This window comes from Pseudoalteromonas sp. T1lg122, from assembly GCF_002964825.1.
Lineage (GTDB): Bacteria > Pseudomonadota > Gammaproteobacteria > Enterobacterales > Alteromonadaceae > Pseudoalteromonas > Pseudoalteromonas gelatinilytica.
In genome coordinates this window covers 685,101-704,816 of sequence record NZ_PQCG01000001.1, presented here as the reverse complement: position 1 = coordinate 704,816, position 19,716 = coordinate 685,101, and the positions used below count along the sequence as shown (strand labels likewise).

General features: G+C 40.7%; 20 protein-coding genes and 2 pseudogenes. 4 read left to right on the top strand and 18 right to left on the bottom strand.

Translation table 11 applies throughout. From position 1 onward, the window contains the following. The first annotated feature begins 64 nt into the window (after window positions 1-64). Window positions 65-3,391 (top strand): bifunctional diguanylate cyclase/phosphodiesterase, encoded by a 3,327-nt coding sequence (locus tag C2M33_RS03215; RefSeq protein ID WP_105173689.1) that lies wholly within the window; start codon window positions 65-67, stop codon window positions 3,389-3,391. 9 nt (window positions 3,392-3,400) lie between these two features. On the opposite strand, the gene C2M33_RS03210 is transcribed toward C2M33_RS03215, so the two are convergent. The 10 genes and pseudogenes from C2M33_RS03210 to C2M33_RS03170 all read right to left on the bottom strand — a co-directional run bounded on the left by C2M33_RS03210 (window position 3,401) and on the right by C2M33_RS03170 (window position 11,010). After that, window positions 3,401-4,306 carry an AraC family transcriptional regulator gene (locus C2M33_RS03210; protein WP_105173688.1) on the bottom strand — a complete coding sequence of 302 codons (906 nt, stop codon included), beginning with the start codon at window positions 4,304-4,306 and terminating at the stop codon, window positions 3,401-3,403. 15 nt (window positions 4,307-4,321) lie between these two features. Then, window positions 4,322-4,942: a flavodoxin family protein gene (locus C2M33_RS03205; protein WP_105173687.1), complete on the bottom strand. Its 621-nt coding sequence runs from the start codon at window positions 4,940-4,942 to the stop codon at window positions 4,322-4,324. 109 nt (window positions 4,943-5,051) lie between these two features. Then, window positions 5,052-5,987 (bottom strand): alpha/beta hydrolase, encoded by a 936-nt coding sequence (locus tag C2M33_RS03200; protein WP_105173686.1) that lies wholly within the window; start codon window positions 5,985-5,987, stop codon window positions 5,052-5,054. Window positions 5,988-6,044: 57 nt separating this feature from the next. Continuing rightward, window positions 6,045-6,791, bottom strand: a pseudogene (locus C2M33_RS03195) (alpha/beta hydrolase); the annotation flags it as partial. Window positions 6,792-6,818: 27 nt separating this feature from the next. Then, window positions 6,819-6,959 carry an alpha/beta hydrolase gene (locus tag C2M33_RS21530; RefSeq protein ID WP_233999085.1) on the bottom strand — a complete coding sequence of 47 codons (141 nt, stop codon included), beginning with the start codon at window positions 6,957-6,959 and terminating at the stop codon, window positions 6,819-6,821. 387 nt (window positions 6,960-7,346) lie between these two features. Then, entirely contained in the window at window positions 7,347-7,760 is a 414-nt protein-coding gene (locus tag C2M33_RS03190; RefSeq protein WP_063704231.1) for an Rrf2 family transcriptional regulator, read from the bottom strand. A gap of 1 nt (window position 7,761) precedes the next feature. Beyond that, window positions 7,762-8,682: a DMT family transporter gene (locus tag C2M33_RS03185; RefSeq protein ID WP_063704233.1), complete on the bottom strand. Its 921-nt coding sequence runs from the start codon at window positions 8,680-8,682 to the stop codon at window positions 7,762-7,764. 98 nt (window positions 8,683-8,780) lie between these two features. After that, a complete protein-coding gene (locus C2M33_RS03180; RefSeq protein WP_233999084.1) occupies window positions 8,781-9,491 on the bottom strand; it encodes a helix-turn-helix domain-containing protein in 711 nt (236 codons plus the stop codon). Window positions 9,492-9,550: 59 nt separating this feature from the next. Continuing rightward, window positions 9,551-10,153 carry a LysE family translocator gene (locus C2M33_RS03175; protein WP_105173685.1) on the bottom strand — a complete coding sequence of 201 codons (603 nt, stop codon included), beginning with the start codon at window positions 10,151-10,153 and terminating at the stop codon, window positions 9,551-9,553. A gap of 26 nt (window positions 10,154-10,179) precedes the next feature. After that, a complete protein-coding gene (locus C2M33_RS03170; protein ID WP_063704239.1) occupies window positions 10,180-11,010 on the bottom strand; it encodes an AraC family transcriptional regulator in 831 nt (276 codons plus the stop codon). Window positions 11,011-11,275: 265 nt separating this feature from the next. Here C2M33_RS03170 and C2M33_RS03165 point away from each other — a divergent pair, with 265 nt between their 5' ends. Continuing rightward, window positions 11,276-12,130, top strand: a complete 855-nt coding sequence (locus C2M33_RS03165) for a DUF417 family protein (RefSeq protein ID WP_105173684.1) — start codon at window positions 11,276-11,278, stop codon at window positions 12,128-12,130. A 38-nt stretch (window positions 12,131-12,168) separates the two neighbouring features. Here the strand turns inward: C2M33_RS03165 and C2M33_RS03160 are convergent, their stop codons facing one another. Together C2M33_RS03160 and dkgB are read right to left on the bottom strand one after the other, a co-directional pair. Next, window positions 12,169-13,062, bottom strand: coding sequence for an alcohol dehydrogenase catalytic domain-containing protein (locus tag C2M33_RS03160; RefSeq protein WP_105173803.1), 894 nt, complete (start codon window positions 13,060-13,062; stop codon window positions 12,169-12,171). 51 nt (window positions 13,063-13,113) lie between these two features. Further along, a pseudogene (gene dkgB / locus C2M33_RS21255) lies at window positions 13,114-13,923 on the bottom strand (2,5-didehydrogluconate reductase DkgB); the annotation flags it as partial. Window positions 13,924-14,254: 331 nt separating this feature from the next. Here dkgB and C2M33_RS03150 point away from each other — a divergent pair. Then, a complete protein-coding gene (locus C2M33_RS03150; RefSeq protein ID WP_105173683.1) occupies window positions 14,255-14,707 on the top strand; it encodes a Replicative DNA helicase in 453 nt (150 codons plus the stop codon). A 44-nt stretch (window positions 14,708-14,751) separates the two neighbouring features. On the opposite strand, the gene C2M33_RS03145 is transcribed toward C2M33_RS03150, so the two are convergent. From C2M33_RS03145 to C2M33_RS03125, 6 genes are all read right to left on the bottom strand, one after another. After that, a complete protein-coding gene (locus C2M33_RS03145) occupies window positions 14,752-15,813 on the bottom strand; it encodes a fatty acid desaturase family protein (protein ID WP_063704252.1) in 1,062 nt (353 codons plus the stop codon). Continuing rightward, complete coding sequence (locus C2M33_RS03140; RefSeq protein WP_105173682.1) at window positions 15,810-16,853, bottom strand: flavin reductase family protein; 1,044 nt, start codon at window positions 16,851-16,853, stop codon at window positions 15,810-15,812. Before C2M33_RS03140 ends, C2M33_RS03145 begins: the two co-directional genes overlap by 4 nt. A gap of 467 nt (window positions 16,854-17,320) precedes the next feature. Further along, window positions 17,321-17,530, bottom strand: a complete 210-nt coding sequence (locus C2M33_RS03135; protein ID WP_105173681.1) for a hypothetical protein — start codon at window positions 17,528-17,530, stop codon at window positions 17,321-17,323. A gap of 2 nt (window positions 17,531-17,532) precedes the next feature. Further along, window positions 17,533-17,676: a hypothetical protein gene (locus C2M33_RS21080; RefSeq protein ID WP_158685552.1), complete on the bottom strand. Its 144-nt coding sequence runs from the start codon at window positions 17,674-17,676 to the stop codon at window positions 17,533-17,535. A gap of 151 nt (window positions 17,677-17,827) precedes the next feature. Next, window positions 17,828-18,040, bottom strand: coding sequence for a cold-shock protein (locus tag C2M33_RS03130; protein WP_063704258.1), 213 nt, complete (start codon window positions 18,038-18,040; stop codon window positions 17,828-17,830). A gap of 313 nt (window positions 18,041-18,353) precedes the next feature. After that, window positions 18,354-18,566: a DUF2061 domain-containing protein gene (locus C2M33_RS03125; RefSeq protein WP_063704260.1), complete on the bottom strand. Its 213-nt coding sequence runs from the start codon at window positions 18,564-18,566 to the stop codon at window positions 18,354-18,356. Window positions 18,567-19,033: 467 nt separating this feature from the next. Here C2M33_RS03125 and C2M33_RS03120 point away from each other — a divergent pair, with 467 nt between their 5' ends. Continuing rightward, window positions 19,034-19,585 carry a cytochrome b gene (locus C2M33_RS03120; RefSeq protein ID WP_063704263.1) on the top strand — a complete coding sequence of 184 codons (552 nt, stop codon included), beginning with the start codon at window positions 19,034-19,036 and terminating at the stop codon, window positions 19,583-19,585. The last annotated feature ends 131 nt before the right edge of the window (window positions 19,586-19,716 follow it).

Below are 19,716 nucleotides of genomic sequence, written 5' to 3'. Positions count from 1 at the left end.
GTTATTGGTTATTTTTACTATCCTTTTTTCTAAGGGTATTAATTAAATATAGTCAAAAACTATAGTGAAATACGTTGTTCATCCATCACATCAAAAAGAGCTTTTACACACTGTACCTTATATTGCGTTAGGGGTATTGCTGCTGGCTGTTGTTTTGCTACTTGAGCGATTGGGTCTTATTGCTGCTATTCCTTTTTATGTAGCAATGCATACGAGCGTCGAATTATTTTCAGTTGTGATCTCGTTTTTAATATTTGCGATTGGTTGGAACACTTGGCACTTTACGAATAACTACAAACTATTACTACTGTCTTGCACAATGTTGTGCGTTGCTATTTTTGATTCATTACATTTTTTAGCCTTTGATAGCATGCATGACGGCCATGCTGATATGAATCTGGTATTGAGTTTTTGGCTTATTGCTCGGTTGTTTAATGGGGCTGCATTTTTAATTATTGCGGCAGGAATTTGGGTTAATTATAAACCGTTAAACGCGCGTGCTTTGCTTACCTCTTTGTTGCTTTGTTGTTTGACCATCGCAAGCACATTCTTTTACTTTCCTGATTTACTGCCAGAAATATATATTGAAGGAGTAGGCGGGAGTCATATTAAGTTTTTAATTGAGCTACTTGTTTTGGGGCTTTACGGTGCCGCCGTCGTCATGTTCGCGACACAGCTTCGTAAACCTAGAGCAAACTTAAACATTGCAGGTAAAACATTAGTATGTCTATTAGCTATTTTAAGTGAGGCTTGTTTTGTGATGTTTAATGATGCATCACACACCACCAACACCTTTAACTTTTTTGGGCATGTTTATAAAGGGCTCACCTACTTTTTGCTGTATAAAATCCTCTTTGTTGAAACCGTCACTAAACCGTATGCGGCACTAGATAACTCCTCTAATCAGTTAAAAGCAACGCTCACCGCACTGCCAGACTCGGTTTTTGAGCTAGAAAAAGACGGTACCTTTCGTGAAGTATTCAGTGATAACTCCGATAGCCATGTGTTTACTAAAGCGATGGTTGGGCAAAATATTAGTAATATGTTTGCGAAATCAGATACGCAAGATTTTATGCGAACGCTAATGGAGGCAAAAAAATCAGGTGTCTGTTTGGTCAATACCTTACCCATTAGCGTAAATGGTTGGGTGATTCATTTTGAATTTTCGGTGACTTTGTTCGAGCACGATAATGATGGCCCAACGTATTTGGTGAACGCCCGCGATGTGTCAGAGAAAGTAGGGCGTATGGCGGCACTTGCCCAGCAAAGTAAGTTTAATCGGGGTTTATTACACTTAACCGAAATATCGTTTCAAGACGATCAAGATGTGTTGTTAAATTATGCTGTAAACCAAGCCCTCGAAATTACCAATTGTGATGGTGCGGCTTTGTTTATTTGCAACGAGCTAAAACAGCATGCCTACAGTGCTGAGCAAGGCAATACGTTTGAAGTATGCACTGAAAAATTACAAGCCAAAATAGCAGCAGGAGAAGCTGTCATTGTTAATCGTAAACATGCAAAAGAATTCGGGTTACCAAGTGACTCTAACTCATTGTTAGTGGTGCCAGTGATACGCCATAGTCAATGTCATATGGCCATTATTTTGCAGCATCAAACCAAGGTGTTTAGTGTACAAGATAAAAACATGCTAACGGTTTGGGCTGAGTCAGTGTGGCAATGGTTTCATAAAATTAATTTAAACAAACGCATGCACATACTGTCTCAAGCGGTTGAGCAAAATCCACACCCCATTATGTTTACCAATACTGATGCAAAAATTGAATATATGAATCGCGCATATCTTGATATGTGTCAGTACGAGTATGATGAACTAATAGGCCAGAGCCCGCATAAAATCAGTGCCGGGCAAACTGAACCTGCTGTTTATCAAGCTATGTGGGAGCATCTAAATAATCACAAAGCCTGGGTGGGTGCTTTGGTTAACATGACTAAGCACGGTAAAGTGATTGTTGAGCAAACGACCATTTACCCAATAATGGATAAACAAGGGAAAGTCAGTAACTACATTTCGTTTCAGCATGATGTGACTAAAGAAGTCGAAAGTGAAACCCTCATACATCAACTTTCTTATTTTGATCAGCTAACAGGGCTTGCAAACCAAGACAAGTTGCAGATGGAATTTGAACAAACCATTAAGCTTCAAGCAGATACAAAAGCAGCCTTTATTTTAATTGGGTTGGATAACTTTAAGATTCTCAATAAAGCATTGGGAATGGCGAGTTGCAACCTTGTGCTACAAACCTTGAGTGCGCGAATTTGTAATTTCATGGGTGAGGATATTATGGTTGCACGGCTGCAAGGCGACCGCTTTGCATTTATTACGCCTTATACCTCCACCGGCGCTATAAATAAGAGCAGCCACGATCTATTAAGGGTGATCAGTGAGCCACTTACGATAAATGATGAACTCATTGTTGTTACGGCATCCGTGGGGGTTGCTCTGTATCCGATGGATGGGAAAGAATTTGAGCCGCTACTGCAAAAAGCAGAATCAGCGATGTTTGAGGTTAAACGGCAGGGTAGAAACAATGCGTTATTTTACGCCGAAGAAATGAATAAATCTGGCCTTAGGCAATTACAAATCATCAATGCTCTTAATTTTGCCCTTGAAAATAATGAGCTTTATTTAGTTTTTCAACCACAAATAGATATAGCCTCAGGCGCTGTGGTGGCTGTTGAAGTATTATTACGCTGGCACAGCGAAACTCTAGGCAATGTATCACCTGCTGAATTTATACCTATTGCTGAAAGCAGTGGCCGCATTAGCGAAATTGATGACTGGGTATTCGAAAATACCGTGAAAACAATTCGCCAGTGGCAAGACGACAACATGCCAGCAATTACTTTTGCAATAAATCTATCGGCAACGAAGTTTGTTAAAAAACAGCTGCTTGGTGATTTAATTTCGGTGTTGCAAACTTATTCTATTGAGCCTGAATGTATTGAACTTGAGTTAACGGAAACCATTGCCATTGGTAATCCTAAATTTGCATTAAACACGATTACAAAACTACGTGAAGCGGGGTTTAAAATGTCGATTGATGATTTTGGCACAGGTTATTCGTCAATGAATTACTTAAAAGACTTTGCTCTCGATAAGCTTAAAATCGACAAATCGTTTATTGATGATTTAGAAAACCCCAGCGATGCTGACAAAGCAATTGTTAAAGCCATGATTGATTTAGCCAGTGCGTTAAATATGGAGTCAATTGCTGAAGGCGTTGAAAGCGAGCAGCAGCTGAACATACTTAAAGAGCTTGAGTGTTCTCAAGTACAAGGCTATTACTTCAGTAAACCCCTGCCAATTAAAGTGCTGTACGAATTTGTGACCGGTAAACAATCTAATTTGGCTTCAATTAGCAAGTTATAACACGCTTATTTAAATCTGTTGTTGTCTTAACCTTTGCATATCTTTTTGCGGAGGCAGGCCAAATAAACGGCTGTACTCGCGACTAAATTGCGAAGGGCTTTCGTAACCGACCACACCACTTGCTTGACCAGCATCAAGACCATTGATCAGCATTTGATCGCGAGCCTCTTGTAAGCGTAAAGTTTTTAAATATTGCAATGGGCTGGTGCCAGTAATGGTTTTGAAGTGCTGGCGAAATGTTGATGAGCTCATATGCGCTTGTTTTGCTAACTCGTCAATTTGTACTGGACGCATAAAGTTGGTTATAAGCCAGCTCACAACTCTAACGATATGACTACTTGGTGACCCCTCTGATGCCAGTTTTCTAAGGTGAGGCCCATGAGATCCCTGTAAAAGGCGAATAACAATTTCTTTCATGAGTAATGGCTGTAAGCCGTCGCGAAGTGCAGGGTTATATTCAAGCTCAAATAACCGAGTGAGTGCATCTGTTAGGCCTGCATCGATATTATGAATAGAAATCGGCTCAAACGTTTCGTTGCGTGATTGCTTTGGCAGTTTAAGCTCTGCGGCTGTTTGCAAAATTAGGTTGTAATCAAGCTTTAGCACCATGGCAACAAATGGCTGGTGGCGTGTCGCTTCGGTCACATGGGATACCACAGGTAAGTCGAAAGTGGTTAACATGGTTTGCCCACCAGAGCAGGGCAGTACACTGTTTTCAACTGAAAGCATTTTTGCACCTTGTAGCACCACTGCAAGGCTTAATGTGTAAATACAATGCAAGGGGTCGGTTGGTGCATTACGAATGTGCAATGTGAGCTCTGGTGTATGAGAGGTAATATCACCCGCTTTATTAGCGAATAACATAATCTTTTGCGCGAGTGGCTTAGCAATCTCTTGATGGTTGGTGTCTATCATGTTTTATACTCACGGTTAGTTATCTTGGCTGTCAAATTTATCAAGCATATCTTGGCTACCAATTTGAGAGCCCATACGGCCACGATTCACGTACCTGTGAGAAAACGTTTTTGCGCCATTTGCCCGAACCAGCTTTTCAAAATCATCAATAAAATGCTGTTCGAACTTACTATTAAAGGTATTAAATAAAATCACATTTTTACCTGAAAAGTCATTATTTTTTGCAAACTGCCAAATCGGTGGGGCAGGGCTATAAAGCCAAATAGGCGAGCCTAAATAAATGGTGTGATACTTTTCAAGGTTTATATTGCTCGGGGTAATTGTTGCTACGTTGCTTCTGGCATCATTGAGAGCAGCTATCCAACCAGGAATACCTAGTTCGTAATCGGTAGCCGTTATCTCAAACAGCTCCGCGTTATGCTTTTGCGCTATGTGATCTGCTAAAACCCCAGTATTCCCAGAGCGAGAAAAAACCACGACGGCTGTTTTGGCATCAAGCGTGATTCTCGGCTCCGCATTGTGTAGACGTAAGCTGTTTTTAGCATGCTGTGATTTCTCAGTTTGTGTGACCCAAATGGCAAGAGATAAAAGCCCTAATATTACAACTGCGAGTATTATAAATAGCCATTTAATCATTGTGTTAACTCCTAAAATCACAAATTCAAATCAACAACTAAAGTAAGTTAGGCCAAGTCTTGGGGCCTAACTTATTTGTTTTATGCATGCTCAGCTTACAAGTGCCTTTTTATAAATGCTTGGTTAAAAAAGGCAGTATTTGCTGCATCGCTAACGCAACTGGTTCAGGCTTATCGTACAGGTCATAGTGCGACCAACCTTCTAGTTCAACGAGTTGTCTGTCTTTTGATGCAAATGATTTTCCGTAAATTTCTTTACCGTCACGGTATGCACCAAATGCCCCTACTTTTTGACCAATTACAGCCATCATAGGTTGAGTCATTAATGTTTCGGCAAACGCGAAAGCATCCCAAGTGAGGGTTTTTTGTGCATGAGAAAATAACATACGTGTTGCGCCACCTTCGCTTTGACCACGCGGTGTTTTGTAGTAATCAGTCGCTTCGAAAACATCACGTTCAGTCAGGCCATTGTCGCGGGCAAACTCAATGCTTGGTGGGAGTAATTCGTTTACTTGTAAGTCACCACCAAGTGCTTCAGCAGTACGTTGTGCTGCCATCGCTTCAAGTGCGCCGACTGGGTTAAACTCGGTGAATGCTTCTCTAAATAGACGACCTAAATTAACTGGCGTAATGCCGACTACGGCTTTTACGCGTTTTTCAGTCAGTGCTGAGTTAAGTACATAAGCCCCCCCACCACATACCCCAATGCTGCCAATGCGCTCGTTATCGACATAAGGGAGTGTAACCGCATAATCAATAACATGGCTAATATCTTCAACACGTTGTGATGGGTTTTCAATAAAGCGAGGTGTACCGCCAGATTGACCTTGATAGCTGGCATCGAAGGCAATAACCACATAACCCGCTTCAGCAAGTGCTTTACCATATACACTACTTGAGGTTTGTTCTTTACAGCTACCAAATGGGTGAACACTGATCATGGTTGGGTAGGTTTTTGACTCATCAAAATTAGCAGGTGTTAAGACAAGTGCTGAGATAGCCCACGCCATATCGTGGTTTTGAATACTAACTGTTTGAATGTTCATGTTTGCTCCTAAATGCTTTTAGTAATGAGCCCTGTTCGGGCTCATACGGATTAATAATTACAGGTTGCTTGTAAAGAAAGGGGCTAATACGCTGATGGCTTCAGTGATTTCACTTTCGCCATCGTATAAATCCATGTGGTTTGCACCTTCAACGATGTACATGTTTTTGCTGCTTGATGCTGCGCGCGCCATTAGGTCATCGCTCATCCACTTGCTGCCTGCATTGCTGCCGACGACGGTCAGTAATGGTTGTGTTAAAAATGCCTCAGCTTTAAAGAAAGCATCATAAGTGATGATTTGATTTAAGCTGCGTGCAGTCGCAAAACCCGGTGCAGTGCAATAAGCTGCGCGGTCTGTGTGGTAGTATTCCCACGCTTGGCGAAGCTCTTCGTTTGGTGCATCTTCTTCTTTCAGCGGTGCCATTGGAATAGTCGCAATGTCGTTACCACTTGCATCCGATGTGCGAGAATCAGAGCCAGCTTGGATATATGGGATAGCGTCGCTGTCTTTTACATTGTTATCCCAGCCATTACGGAACATTTGGCCAATATTTACCATGCTTACTGTGCCAACGGCTTTAATACGGCGGTCGTTAATTGCAGCATTTGCGGTGTAACCTGCCCCTGCACAGATACCCATTGCGCCAATGCGATCATTATCTACATAAGGTAAGGTCGTTAAGTAATCGATTACTGCACTCACATCCTCGGTACGAACATGTGGGTTTTCAAGTTGGCGTGGCTCGCCAGTGCTTTCACCTTGGTAAGATGCATCGTACGCAATAGCGACAAAACCTTGCTCAGCTAGTTTACGTGCGTAAGTCCCTGCTGTTTACTCTTTAACACCACCACCTGGGTGCGATACGACAACGGCTGGGTAGGTTTTTGTTTCATCAAAATCAGCAGGTAAATTTAATAAGCCAGCGATAGTAATATCTAAACCGTTAGTGTTTGGAAAAGTAACTTTGTTCATGAGCGTAAATCCTCTTTGGGTTAATAAGTAAGGACAGAGACTATTCTCGATTGCAGAGCTGTTTGCTTTGCGTCCTTGATTGAGATTAAGTATAGAAGTCGGCTGAAACGAATGTTTGCCTAAAATGACAGGGTGTTTGTCTAAAATGCCGAAAAAGCCCTATGGCAGGCAATCGAAAAATGACCAGAATAGATTAAGAATTTACTTAATCGCTTGAAATGGTGGGGTTTGCAGGGTGTTTAGAGTACTTGTTCTACATGATGATAATGATGAGATTTTATTTCTAAAATCGAAATGCCGCTTGCTTTATAAGTATAAGGCTCGCTATGAAGCTATTATTGCCTATTTTTATTGCTGTAAGCCAATTAATAGGCAGTGTAACGACGCTTATTTTTTAAATTGACTGGCAAGCTCTGCAAGCGACACTTCAGCAAAACGTTTTAATAACAGGGCTTCTGCGTCATCCATCGCATTTTGCAGGGCGCTGTTCACTGCATGTTCGATAGGGCAGTTGCTGTGCTCATCGGTTAGACCAATGACAAACAGGTTCTTTTCGCCAAGCGCTTGGTGAATATCAAATAAGGTGATGTCTGTTAAGGGAGTGGCCAGTAGCCAGCCGCCATTGTGACCTTTGATTGCCGATACATAACCTGCTTGACGCAGTAACGCCATAGTACGGCGCACGACCACTGGGTTGGTCATTAACATGTTTGCTAATGTCTCTGATGTAACAGGGTGGTTGTAGCTGTCTAAATGGATCAGCACATGTAAAACCCGTGATAGTCGGCTGTCTTTTCTCATCTTAAATCGTCAATATGCGTTTTTTGCAGTGTATCACGAACTGCTTAATATTGACCGTTTGAATTACCAAGCTAATGCTCACTAAGCCAATGCCAAGCCAGCCAATTCGCTGAAATTGCTCATTTAAAATCACAATAGCCAGTATGGTGGCGATGATAGGCTCAAGTAACGTAATGAGCACAGCTTGGCTAGCCGCTATGGTTTTTAAACCAATACTAAATAGCCAATAACCGAAAAACATCGGTACTATGGCCATGTAAAGCGCCACGCTGGTATTGGTAGCTGTGGCAAAAAGCGCATCTCCAGTAATTAATAACGAAGGCAAGAGTATACATGCTGCGCCGCCAAATAGGCTTGCCATGGTCGCTCTTGAATGAACGCCGTTGCTAATTAAACGTTTGGCAACCCATGAATAACCCGCATAGGTAAGTCCTGCAATTAAGCCAAGTAAAATGCCGATGTTTTGGCTAAACAGCCCCTTAGCAGCAAGGTTATGTTCTTTACCTAACGCGATTAAGCCAATGCCAATAGCACCAAAGCAAAAGCTCACTAGCCAGCGAGTTGCAATGGGCTTTTTCTCGATTAAGTATTCCAATAAGACGGTAAATAAAGGGGCACTGGCAATCGAAACAACGGTGCCAATTGCCACACCTGCGCTATTCATCGAGGTATAAAATGCCAGCGGATAAATAGCAACACAGACTGAACCTAGTAGGGTTAGGGAGTAATGCTTTCGCAGTGTACTTGCATTGTTTATTAGCTGAGTTAGTGATGTTAGGCAAAGTAATACGCCGCCAAATCCCATCGCAAACGCACCTATTGCAAAAGGGCTAATGTCTGGTGCAAAGCTTGCGGCTGTGCCTGTTGTGCCCCAAAACACACTGGCAACTAAAACGGCAATGGTTGCGATGGTATGGTTCATTGATGATTCGCTTTAAATTTAAGATATCAAAAGCATAATCAAAATTGATGTGCAGTTTTTGACAAAAAGGACGGTTTTGTTGGCGTTAAAAACTAAAGTTACTTTTTGAATTTACTCGGTGATAAGCCAAAGTACTTTGAAAAACTGCGGCTAAAAGATGAAAGCTCATTGAAACCAACTAACTCACTAATGCGCTGCAACGGGTAGTCGGTATGACTGAGTAAGGCTTGGGCTTTTTCCATTCGCTGTTTGGTTACATAGTTCATGACAGTCAATCCTGTTTGTTGCTTAAACAGCAGCTTAAATTGCGTTGGGCTTAAACAGGCAATGCTGGCAAGGTGTTTGATTTGAAGAGAAGTACCTAAGTGACTGTCGATATAAAGCAGTGCCTCGCTAATACGGCTGTCGACCTTAGGCTGCATAATTTGCTCAGCTAACAGCAAATTGAAGGTGTTAAACATGGCAAGTTCTAATTCACGATTAACTGCTTGCTCAAGTTGCTTTGCCACAAACTGCAAAAATGCCCAAAGTGATTGATTAATAGCAAACACGCAGCGCTCAGCCGTGGCCAGGTTATCTGGTAGCTTTGGCATATCGGCCACCACAAATCGGGCTTCTGGCATTGCGGTAAACAGGTGTGTTTGCGAGGCTTTGACAACCACGCATTCACCGGGGGCGACTTTACCTTGAAAATCACCCACGCTAATAGCAATCACACCTTTTAAGGGCAGTACAAGTTGATGATAGTCATGGCTATGACTAACAGGCTTAGTACTGTAAGAACGAATAGATAGATTGCCTTGCATCATTTTGTGATAACCGTTTGCTGAATAACGCTATTATGCCTGTTTGCGAGGGATGATCAATTTTAGGCCATTAACGGGGTTAGCACATGCTCGTAGGCAATCATTAGTGCGACATAAACCAACAAAATAGCCATCAGCTTATTAAACACATTAAAAACACCCGGCCGTGATACTTGCTTGCCAAGCATTAAGCCCGCTAACGAGTAACTTGTAGGAGCTCCAAAGGCAAGAATGGCTAAAATAAGAGACCAAAATACGATTGCAGCGCCGGTAATATCTGCGCTTGGGAACTGAATCGTAGCAATTGGCAAAGTGGCCACCAAGGCTTTTGGATTTAATAGCTGCATAAACAGGCCATCGAAAAAGCTGAGTGAGGCATCCGCTGAGGTATCATTCACCTGTACTTTTGCTTTTGCAACCTTCCAAGCAATATACAAAATATAGCCGCAACCAATTAAGCTTACATAAGGCAAAAACTGCGGGTTGATCACTTGTAAGCCAAGGTAGCCAAGCAGAACAAATAAGATAAACATCGCGCTACCCACGCCAATAAAAAATCCAAGGTGTGAACGAGTTTGTTTATTTAAGCCACTACTTAAGCCGAGTAAATTGATTGGCCCAGGGGTGTACATAATGCCAATAGCATATACAAAAATATCTGCCATAACAGCTCCAAATCAGTAATTTAGCTCTATCTACGAGCCCATTGCAGTTGAAATTGTTTTGGTGTCATACCGAATACTCGTTTGAAGTTACGATTGAGGTGACTGGCATCTGCAAAGCCAGATTCAACCGCTACGCTGGTGGCATCGCGGCCAACTTGTAACGCTCTACGGGCATAATTAATACGACAGTTCAAAACATATTGATGTGGAGTAATACCGAAGTGCTCGCGAAAGCGGCGGATAAAATGATACTTCGACATAGTGGCAGCATGGGCAATGTCATCAATAGAAATGTCATTGTCGATATTTGCCAAAATGTAGTCTTTTGCGCGCAGAAGTAAGCTATCAACTCGGGTGCTTAAAGCCGGTAAATCAAGGCTACCGTTTAGCCTTACTAAAGATTGCGCCATTTGCAATACTGCAGCTTCTCGCTCTATTTTGCTGGTGCTATTGGTTTGTAAAAGCCTTGATAAGTGAATCACTTGATTACGCAGTAATGGATCAGCATACAAGGTGTTTGCCATACGTAATGTACAATCTTGCTGATATCCTAGCGCTTTGAACAAAGGCTGAAATTCATCGGGATGAATATACAGCATTAGATACTCTAGGTTTTGCTCAGTGCCAGAGTGACCATCGTGAATATCTTCAGGGTTAAACAAAATAACATTGCCAGGTACGCTTTTATAAAACGCATTACGACAAAAGAAATCTTGCCGCCCCTGTAGAGTAATGCCAATTGAATACTCTTCGTGAGCATGCTTTGCATAGGTAAAATCACTCATAGTCGCAGTCAACATCGAGATGCTCTGATGCTGTTCGTTGTTGATGTACTTAAAGTGATTGTCTTTGCTCACAGATGCTCCTGAAGGTTGTGCGCTTCGTTATTATTCCTACGCCAATATAGCGAAGCAGGCAACCTAAAAACTTGAACAAAATTGCTGATATTGAAAAAAAGAGGTTTATTTTTTGCCTAAATAAAATCAAGCAGTGTCGATTCTTTTCATAATTTTTCAATGGTTTATAAAAAATGACTATCAGACTTTTCTTATATTTTAATTCAGTGTGAATGTTTTTATCCCTAACTGAGGTCTTTTAAACAAGCAGTAGAGAGGGGTTTAAATGAATTTACGTACATCAAATAATTTAGTGATTGCACTTATCACCATCAGTTTTTCGTTATTGGGTTTGTCTTTTATCTTGGGAGCAAACCCCAATGCCATTGGCAGTATTTTTTCGTTCTATAAATTAGACGCTCAGGTGCCAGCTCACATCATGAGTATGATCGCAGGCTTTGCTTTTTGCTTTGTTGGCATTACCAGCCTTCATTCACATTTGGGGTTTATCAATAGAGCGCTTCCTACCATTACTGCATTTGCTATATCACTGCTCTGTTTGATTACGCTGTTTGGCGCTAATCGTTGGCTTGCAAGTGAAGGAGGCTTTCCTGTGATTGGTTCAGGGCAGGGGTTCATTAAGTATTTTGCTGTTATTCCACTGTTTTTATTTGTGTTTTACAAAGAGGCTTTAAGTGATAAAGCGCATATTGCTTTAAATTATGCATCGGTGGCATTAGTGTTGGTTTGGATTGGCGCCATGAAGTTTTTTGCTTTTGAAGCGAAGGGGATTGTAACACTTATCGAAACATCGCCGTTTATGTCGTGGTTATATCAGGTTTTTAGTGTGCAGGGTGCATCGAATGTAATTGGTGTGTTTGATATTGTCAGTGTGCTGTTGCTTTGTGTTGGCTTGTTGATTAAAAACAACAAATTAATAGTATTGGCAGGGCTTGCCTGTTGCGCTGTTTTTATCATGACGCAAACATTTTTAATTACCGCACCGAATGCGCTTAGCAGTTCGACGGTTTTAGCAGGACTTGGTCAATTTGTGATTAAAGATCTGTGGTTTATTGCAAACTTAGTGATTATTTATCACCTCGCTGTAATCAATAATACAGCCAACGAAACAGTTGCATAAAATAAAAAAGGCCTCAGAAGAGGCCTTTTAAATGATAACTAAACAACTACAACGGCTTTTTGCTTTTGAACTTTAGAAAACTCAAGCGCATCGTTGAGATTGTTAAATTCAAAGTCTGTAGGTTCTTCAACATTTAAAGTACCCGACGCAATGTCATTAAGGAGCTTTTCGCCATCACTTACAAGACGTTGCCATTGCTGTGTATCACCATAATCGTGTAATGCGCCAAGGGCAATTTCATGATAAGAAATAGTGCGTGTGAATGGCTCATCGACTGGGGTTTCAATACGCCCTAAAATACTGATCACATGACCATTTGCTTGTAGGAGTGGCACTAACTTTTTAGCTTCTTCAGGGCCATTAGCATCAAAGAGTGCAAAGTAGCCACCTTCAGATGGTGCGTCGCGTAATACTAACTTAACGCCAAGCTTTTCTGCTTGCTCTGCCGTTAAGCTTTTTGATAATGCATGAACTTCAAAGCCACTGTGGTTCAGCATTTGCGTCAGTAGTTTATTAACTGCTCCCATGCCGGTAACTAATACTTTTTCGTCTTTGCGTAATGGTATTTTGCTAAAGGCTTGCCACGCAGTAAGCAGTGGGCAAGGCAATGCAGCAGCAACATTAGCAGCTAACTCTTTTGGTAACTGCATAACACGTTCAGCATAAAGAACTGAGTGCTTAGCAAAGCTGCCGTTTTCACTTAAGCTATGATGATAAGCGACTGTTTTACCAATTAGTTTGGTATCTACGCCATCGCCTACCTGCTCAACAACCCCAGCACCGTCTACGCCAGGTGTGTGTGTATCTGGCCAATTAATAGGATCAGCTTGAATAAACTTCCAATCAACTGGATTGATACCAATCGCAAGGTTACGAACTAAAATTTGTCCTGCTTTAAGTGCTGGTACAGCTTTTAATCCCAAAGCGAGCACTTTATCAGCCCCTTGAAATTGCCAAGCATGAGTTGTTTTTACTTCATCATGATCCCAGTCAGGAGCAAAATCCGGGTTTGCTTGCCTGTCGCCGCAGCTAAGGGCATCAATTTGATCAATCTCGTCTTGGCTTAAGCTAAGCGAAAGGGCTTTTAAGTTGGTAGCCATATTTTCGCGTTTGGTCGATGACGGTATCGTCACCATGTCATGCGCTAATTCCCAAGCAATGACCACTTCAGCAGTGCTTACTTGGTGTTTGTCTGCAATCGCTTTGATGGTTGGATCGTTAAGTACTTTACCTACCGCAAATGGCATATAGCCAGTAACGAGAATGTCGTTTTGCGCACAAAAATCACGTACCTTTTGATTGGTTAGGTATGGATGAACTTCAACTTGATTGGTAAATAACGCGCCTTTTGGCAAAATACGCAAGGTTTCTTCCATTTGCGCAATGGTAAAGTTTGAAACACCTATTTCTTTCGTTAAACCAAGCTCTTTTGCTGATTGTAACTCGGTTAAATACTCATGCATGCTTTCGCCATTGGCAGGGCTTGGCCAATGAATAAGTAATAAGTCGATGTAATCTAGTTGGAGTTTAGTCAGGCTTTCTTTGACGCTGTTAATAAAGTCCGTTTTATTTAACTTATCATTCCATACTTTGGTGGTGATAAATAACTCACCACGTGCAATACCACTGTCTTTAATCGCTCGGCCAACAGCTTCTTCGTTACCGTATATTTGCGCGGTGTCGATGTGTCTAAAGCCCTCTTCAATAGCTGTTAGGACACTTTGATATGCAACTTCGTCTTGTAATCTAAATGTACCAAAACCCAGTTTTGGCATAATTGATTGTGACATCATAACTCCTTAATTATGGAACTTGGGCAAAACATGTTCGCCGATGTGCTTTAATGCCCATTCGATGGGGAATTCGTTACGTCTAAAGTGCAGGCCAATGTGATTCACACCGGCATTTCTCATTGCCTTTAGTACAGACATGAGTCCGTTAACGCTTGTTTCAACCCCTGAAAAGGGATGATTGAATAACGGTATTATGGCGAGGAAAGTTTTTGCGAAAAACAGCAGGGATAACAAAACACCTTTGTCGTTTTTGCAAAGATAAAACAAGATCTTTCACTACATTATTTTTGATAGTATAAATTCCAGACTTTTACTAAATTTAGGGCAGGGAATGCATAAGGCACAATTTGGAGAGGTTGAATCAATTAAAAAGCCACCTCATTATGAGGCGATTCATCAACTTGCGCTTGATATTGTTAATGCTCCAAATAAACAACAAGAGTGGGCGGCGTACAATAAAATAAAAGACATCTGCGACAAGTTTGCAGGCACACCGCTTGATCATCCGTTTCAATGGGAAGCGCTCGCTGACTTTACCCATCAAAAGCCAGAAGTTGCACTTAGCTATTATTTCAAAGCGCTAAAGCTAGCAATGTTACTCGAACTAGAGGATTATTTAGCGTCGATTAATTTTGCGATTGCAGAGAACTACCTAGAGAAAGCTAATAAGGCCCAAGCGCTAAACTTTGCCAATACGGCTTTAACTTTCGCGGAACAAGCTGCAGATGATGAATTACAGTTAGAAATTAACGAACTGATTCTCGAAGCTAATTCCTTGCCATAAAATTATTAATAAAAAAGCCAGCGCTATGCACTGGCGTGTATTATTTACGGAAAAGAGTAGCGTACAATTCGTTTTACTACAGAAAAGTACTGGCGAAAGAAGCCGCCGGTATTGTAGTGAATACCGTGCTCTCTAAAGATAGCTTGCACCTTAGGGGCAATTTCGCGGTAACGTTTTGCGGGTAAATCTGGGAATAAGTGATGCTCTATTTGATAGCTCAAGTGCCCAGTCATTACATGAAACAGGTTACCCCCTTTGATATTTGATGACCCCAACGCTTGGCGGTAATACCACTGGCCTTGTGATTCATTTTCGCAGTCTTGCTGGTTAAATGTTTCAACTTCACCGGTAAAATGCCCGCAAAAGATAATGGTTGAGGTCCACAGGTTACGTAATAAATTAGCCGCTAGGTTGCCCGCCAAAACCCACAAAAATAGAGGCCCAGCAAGGAGTGGAAAGAGCAGGTAGTCTTTCACTAACTGGCGTGCTCCTTTACTAAAAAAGCGCTTTTTCAGTTCGCTGTGCGGTACTTTGTAATCGCGGTCATCTTTTTTCTTGCCAAAAAATACTCGCTCGGCTGCCATTTCATGGTACGACACACCCCATTGGAACAGCACACTGAGTAATAGGTAAGTGACAAATTGCCATAGGTTTTTTACTCGCCAACGAAAGTCATTCGATAAGCGCAGTAATCCATAACCGAAGTCGCGATCTTTACCAATAATATTGGTATAGGTGTGGTGCTCGTAGTTGTGAACGCGGTTCCAACTAGCCCCATCGCACGCTATATCCCACTCGTAAGACTTTGAATTTATGTATTTATCATTCATCCAGTCGTATTGGCCATGCATCACATTGTGGCCAATTTCCATGTTATCGAGGATTTTTGCTGTGGCTAAACTAAGCACACCCACGAGCCATAAAACAGGCTGAATAAAGCCTAGCATTAATAGAATTCGGCCACTCCATTCAAACACTCGCTGGCAAACAATAACGCGGCGAATGTATTTTGCGTCTTGCTCACCGAGTTTTGATTTTACATCTGCTTTAACGCTATCGAGTTGAGCTGCTAATTTTTCAAAATTGACTGTTTTTGTTGTCTTCATGCTGATAACTCCACGTCACTGACTGGTTGCGATATACAAAGTTGAATTAACTGCTCTGAGCTATCAGAGAGCTCACCGGTGCGAATATCACGTACGATGCCTTGCTTTTTAACGCATTGGCATTGATGGCAAATTCCCATACCACAGCCAACTGTCACCGGTTGCTTATTCGCTTGTAAGTGGGTCAGTAAGGTTTGTTGGTTATCAATAGTGAATGTTTTGCCCTGATGAGTGAGTGTTAATTCGTGCTTATCAGAGGTTGCTAAAACAGCAGGGACTGCACTGAAATGCTCACTGTCGATAGGCGTATCTAATTGCTTAGCTAAAGCGGCTGCTTGCTTATACAAAGCCGCTGGGCCGCACACTAACCAGTGTTTATGTGCATTTGTTGTCAGCCATGTCGTCGCATCGCCGTCTTTGTTGCGCTCAAGTAAGTGATAATCAAAATTGCTCAGTGATTGCTTTAGTTGCTCAAGCTCATCTTTAAGCCAGTGGCTGTTCGGCTTTGCATAGTAAAGCAGGGTTATAGTGTGTTTGCTATCTGCAGGTAAAGATTTAAGCATGGCAATAAATGGCGTAATGCCTGAGCCACCGGCAAGCATGATTAAAGAGCGCGCAGTATTTGGTATAACAAACTGGCCTTTAGGCTCAGAAATATTAAGCCATTGCCCTGGCCTCAAATTTATTAGCTTTGATGTAAATGCGCCGAACTCTTGGCTGCGGATCAATAAACGAATTTGTCGCTGCTGCCTTGCCAATTGTGGTTCGCTTGCGATGGTAAACACGCGCGTAAGCAATCGTCCATTTGTTTGGATTGTTAACGCAATGTGCTGGCCTGCTTGATGAACTGGCCATGATTTTTCTGGCTCAATAATCAACTCAACGCATTGTTCAGCAAACAACTGTACATGTTTTACTTGTGCACGAAAATAGCCTTCGCGCCAACCGGGTTTAAAGCACTGAACCACCGGCTCCCAGTATCCTACCCATGACTGATGATGCAATAAATGTTTTGATAATGAATTTAATAACGCTCTCATTTTTCGCCTTTAGCTTACAAGTGTCGCTCACTTTGCGCACAAGTGTAAGCTGAAAGCTGATAATTGCAAGCCTAATTTGAGTATTAGCTCTAATGAAAGGTGGCCATCATCTAGTGTTTGACTAACTAAACTTAGCCTAGACAGAACTCAGTATAGGTAAGCCTATGAGTGTTTTTATTGGGAATATGGATATGCTCGCTTTTTACATACTGCTTGGTTACATTTGTAGTAACCAAGAAATAAATGCGTGTTTTTCTAATGAGTTTTTGAAATTAACGCGTTTTAGGTTGCTTCTATCTCTAAATACTACACAGAGTTTGTTTGTTGAAATTGATTGAATAGGGGGGAAGGCTTCAATAACAGAGCCATATTTTTTTTGATGCATTAATGAACTTTATGAATATTTTAAATTGTTGTTGATTTAATAGGGTTTTAATTTTGGTAGGAGGTTGTACTAACTATAGGGATTAACTTTGTTTATTAATAAATCTCTCTGCTTTTGCGTATAGAGAGTCGCACTTTATCTTTTGCTGATTAAACTCAATGCTGCCTTCTACTAAATTATCTAAATACTCTTTTTCATTTCGATATTCGTTGACAAGTTGTTCTAGTTTTTCTTCGAAATTACTTTTTTTTATTTTTTTTGTACTTTTCTGTGGTTTTCTTGATTTTTTCATTTTTATAATTCCAGTAATTTTAAACGTTCACGTTCAATTAGGATGTCTTCAATTTTTCGTCTAACAGAGTGAATGTCTTTATACTTAATGCCATCATGGTTGATAATGTCACCAGCGCGTTTGGGTTTTTTTATTTTCTTTTTCATTATACTCCCGGTACTCTTCGTGTTTTTTCTATCTTAAGTAACTATTGATTTAAAATAGAGATTTTGGATTTTGTCAATTAAGAAAAGAAACTAAATGAATAGTCGTGATTAAAAAAGAGGTACATTTTAGTTATACCTCTTTAGTTGCTGCTTAGCCTAGTGTGACGTTGTTTGCTTGTGGACCTTTAGTCCCTTTCTCTATATTGAAAGCTACTTTTTGGCCTTCGCGCAAAGTTTTGAACCCATCAACTTCAATTGATTTGAAATGAACAAAGACATCTTGACTGCCATTGTCTGGAGAGATAAAGCCAAAGCCTTTAGTTTCGTTAAAGAACTTTACTGAACCAGTTGTCTTGTTAGACATATATACCTCGATATATTTATAAATTTTAATTTCTAGCTACTAAATCGGAAATGAAGGAAGAAGAGTCGCAGGGCATATATGACGAATAGATTCGAAAAGAAACTGAGATGAACTTGTACTAAATATTTTCATTAATAGCTCGCTATTTGAGCTGCAGAAACTATACACTATATTTTAATAATAGATATGAATATATTTTATTTTTTATTTTTTTAACGAAAACAGTGAATAAGGTTGTTTTACAACCATAGCTATGAATTCCAATGAATAAGTACGTAATTCGTTGAATGCTAGGTTTATCTTTTGTTAGTCGTTAGGCAAACATTATTCCATCTGGGTTTTGTTTTAAGCTATCCTTACCCTCTAGACTACGCCATACTTTTTCGTGGAAGTAAAACGCAACAGTGTTCACAGCTGGCTCAACAATAGCAACCAAGCCACCAATTAAAAAACTACCTGTTAAAAAGTAGGTTACTGTGAAAGCGATTGCGAAGTGCATCATTGCAAAAGTAACTGTCTTAATCATTTTGAATACCCTAACTCTCATAATTTGATGCGTTTAGTATTGCTCATTATTGCCCATCTTTAAAATGGAATAAAAAGATTGTAGCAATCGGAAAAGTGGATTGTTATTCTCACGGTAATGTTCAGAAAGTTTTATTTCAAAGTCTACGAACTCAAATAGAAGTAGATGGTGAGAGTTTCGTAAATATGCATTTCAGTTAGGGCAATAAACTGCGTATTGCCATCGATAATGCATGGCGAGGCTTTAGGGCAATTAAGGAGTAGAAAGCTTATTTAATCAAATAACTTAAGTTTATTTTAAGTTTAAATTAATACAGTAACCCCATGAACAAGTAATTTATCCTTTATAGATACCTGTTCTTTGTCTTAGATCATTACAACAAGAAAGATCACAAGATAGGTTAATTCTAACTACCTGTTATCCATAAATTTAGCAGTTATCTGAACGTGTTTTACGAAAGGGGCATTATGAAGATTAAAAATACAACGACTCATTACAGTTCGTTCTCGATTGTATTGCACTGGCTTATGTTTATTTTAATCGTGACAGTGTTTGGCAGTATTGAATTACGCGAGTTATTTGATAAAGGCACTGAAACCCGCGACGCTTTTAAAATGTGGCATTTTATGTTGGGTTTATCTGTTTTAGCTCTAGTAGGTATCAGGTTAGTGGTGCGTGTGCTGGCAGGCTCAACGCCTGCAATAAAACCTGAGCCTGCAATGTGGCAAAATACATTGGCCAAACTAGTGCACCTAGCGCTCTATGTCTTCATGATTGCAATGCCAATAGCAGGTTGGCTGATATTGAGTATGGCTGGTAAACCAGTGCCATTTTTTGGCTTAGAGCTACCTCCTCTAGCAAGTGAAAATAAAGATCTTGCTAAAACTATCAAAGAAATACACGAGACTGTGGGTGAAGTAGGTTATTACTTAATAGGCTTGCATGCCGCAGCTGCATTATTCCATCATTACATTTTGGCTGATAATACCTTAAAACGTATGTTGCCTTTAAAAAAGTAAAGTTTAGTTAGGTCATCTTAAATAAGCCTTGAAATCCCATACTAGGATTTATCAGGGCTTGCTCATGACGCAACGAGGCTACTCATTTCTTTCTCAATTTTCACTTTAAGTATTTCGTAACACAGCAATGA

Coding starts and splice junctions, on each gene's coding strand:
- C2M33_RS03205 (WP_105173687.1), bottom strand. CDS start 4,942: ATGATTAAATGGCTATTTATAATACTCGCAGTTGTAATATTAGGGCTT.
- C2M33_RS03180 (WP_233999084.1), bottom strand. CDS start 9,491: ATGATGCAAGGCAATCTATCTATTCGTTCTTACAGTACTAAGCCTGTT.
- C2M33_RS21530 (WP_233999085.1), bottom strand. CDS start 6,959: ATGAACAAAGTTACTTTTCCAAACACTAACGGTTTAGATATTACTATC.
- C2M33_RS03130 (WP_063704258.1), bottom strand. CDS start 18,040: ATGTCTAACAAGACAACTGGTTCAGTAAAGTTCTTTAACGAAACTAAA.
- C2M33_RS03140 (WP_105173682.1), bottom strand. CDS start 16,853: ATGAGAGCGTTATTAAATTCATTATCAAAACATTTATTGCATCATCAG.
- C2M33_RS03150 (WP_105173683.1), top strand. CDS start 14,255: ATGCATAAGGCACAATTTGGAGAGGTTGAATCAATTAAAAAGCCACCT.
- C2M33_RS03210 (WP_105173688.1), bottom strand. CDS start 4,306: ATGATAGACACCAACCATCAAGAGATTGCTAAGCCACTCGCGCAAAAG.
- C2M33_RS03125 (WP_063704260.1), bottom strand. CDS start 18,566: ATGATTAAGACAGTTACTTTTGCAATGATGCACTTCGCAATCGCTTTC.
- C2M33_RS03135 (WP_105173681.1), bottom strand. CDS start 17,530: ATGAAAAAATCAAGAAAACCACAGAAAAGTACAAAAAAAATAAAAAAA.
- C2M33_RS03190 (WP_063704231.1), bottom strand. CDS start 7,760: ATGAGAAAAGACAGCCGACTATCACGGGTTTTACATGTGCTGATCCAT.
- C2M33_RS03120 (WP_063704263.1), top strand. CDS start 19,034: ATGAAGATTAAAAATACAACGACTCATTACAGTTCGTTCTCGATTGTA.
- C2M33_RS03185 (WP_063704233.1), bottom strand. CDS start 8,682: ATGAACCATACCATCGCAACCATTGCCGTTTTAGTTGCCAGTGTGTTT.
- C2M33_RS03145 (WP_063704252.1), bottom strand. CDS start 15,813: ATGAAGACAACAAAAACAGTCAATTTTGAAAAATTAGCAGCTCAACTC.
- C2M33_RS03175 (WP_105173685.1), bottom strand. CDS start 10,153: ATGGCAGATATTTTTGTATATGCTATTGGCATTATGTACACCCCTGGG.
- C2M33_RS21080 (WP_158685552.1), bottom strand. CDS start 17,676: ATGAAAAAGAAAATAAAAAAACCCAAACGCGCTGGTGACATTATCAAC.
- C2M33_RS03200 (WP_105173686.1), bottom strand. CDS start 5,987: ATGAACATTCAAACAGTTAGTATTCAAAACCACGATATGGCGTGGGCT.
- C2M33_RS03165 (WP_105173684.1), top strand. CDS start 11,276: ATGAATTTACGTACATCAAATAATTTAGTGATTGCACTTATCACCATC.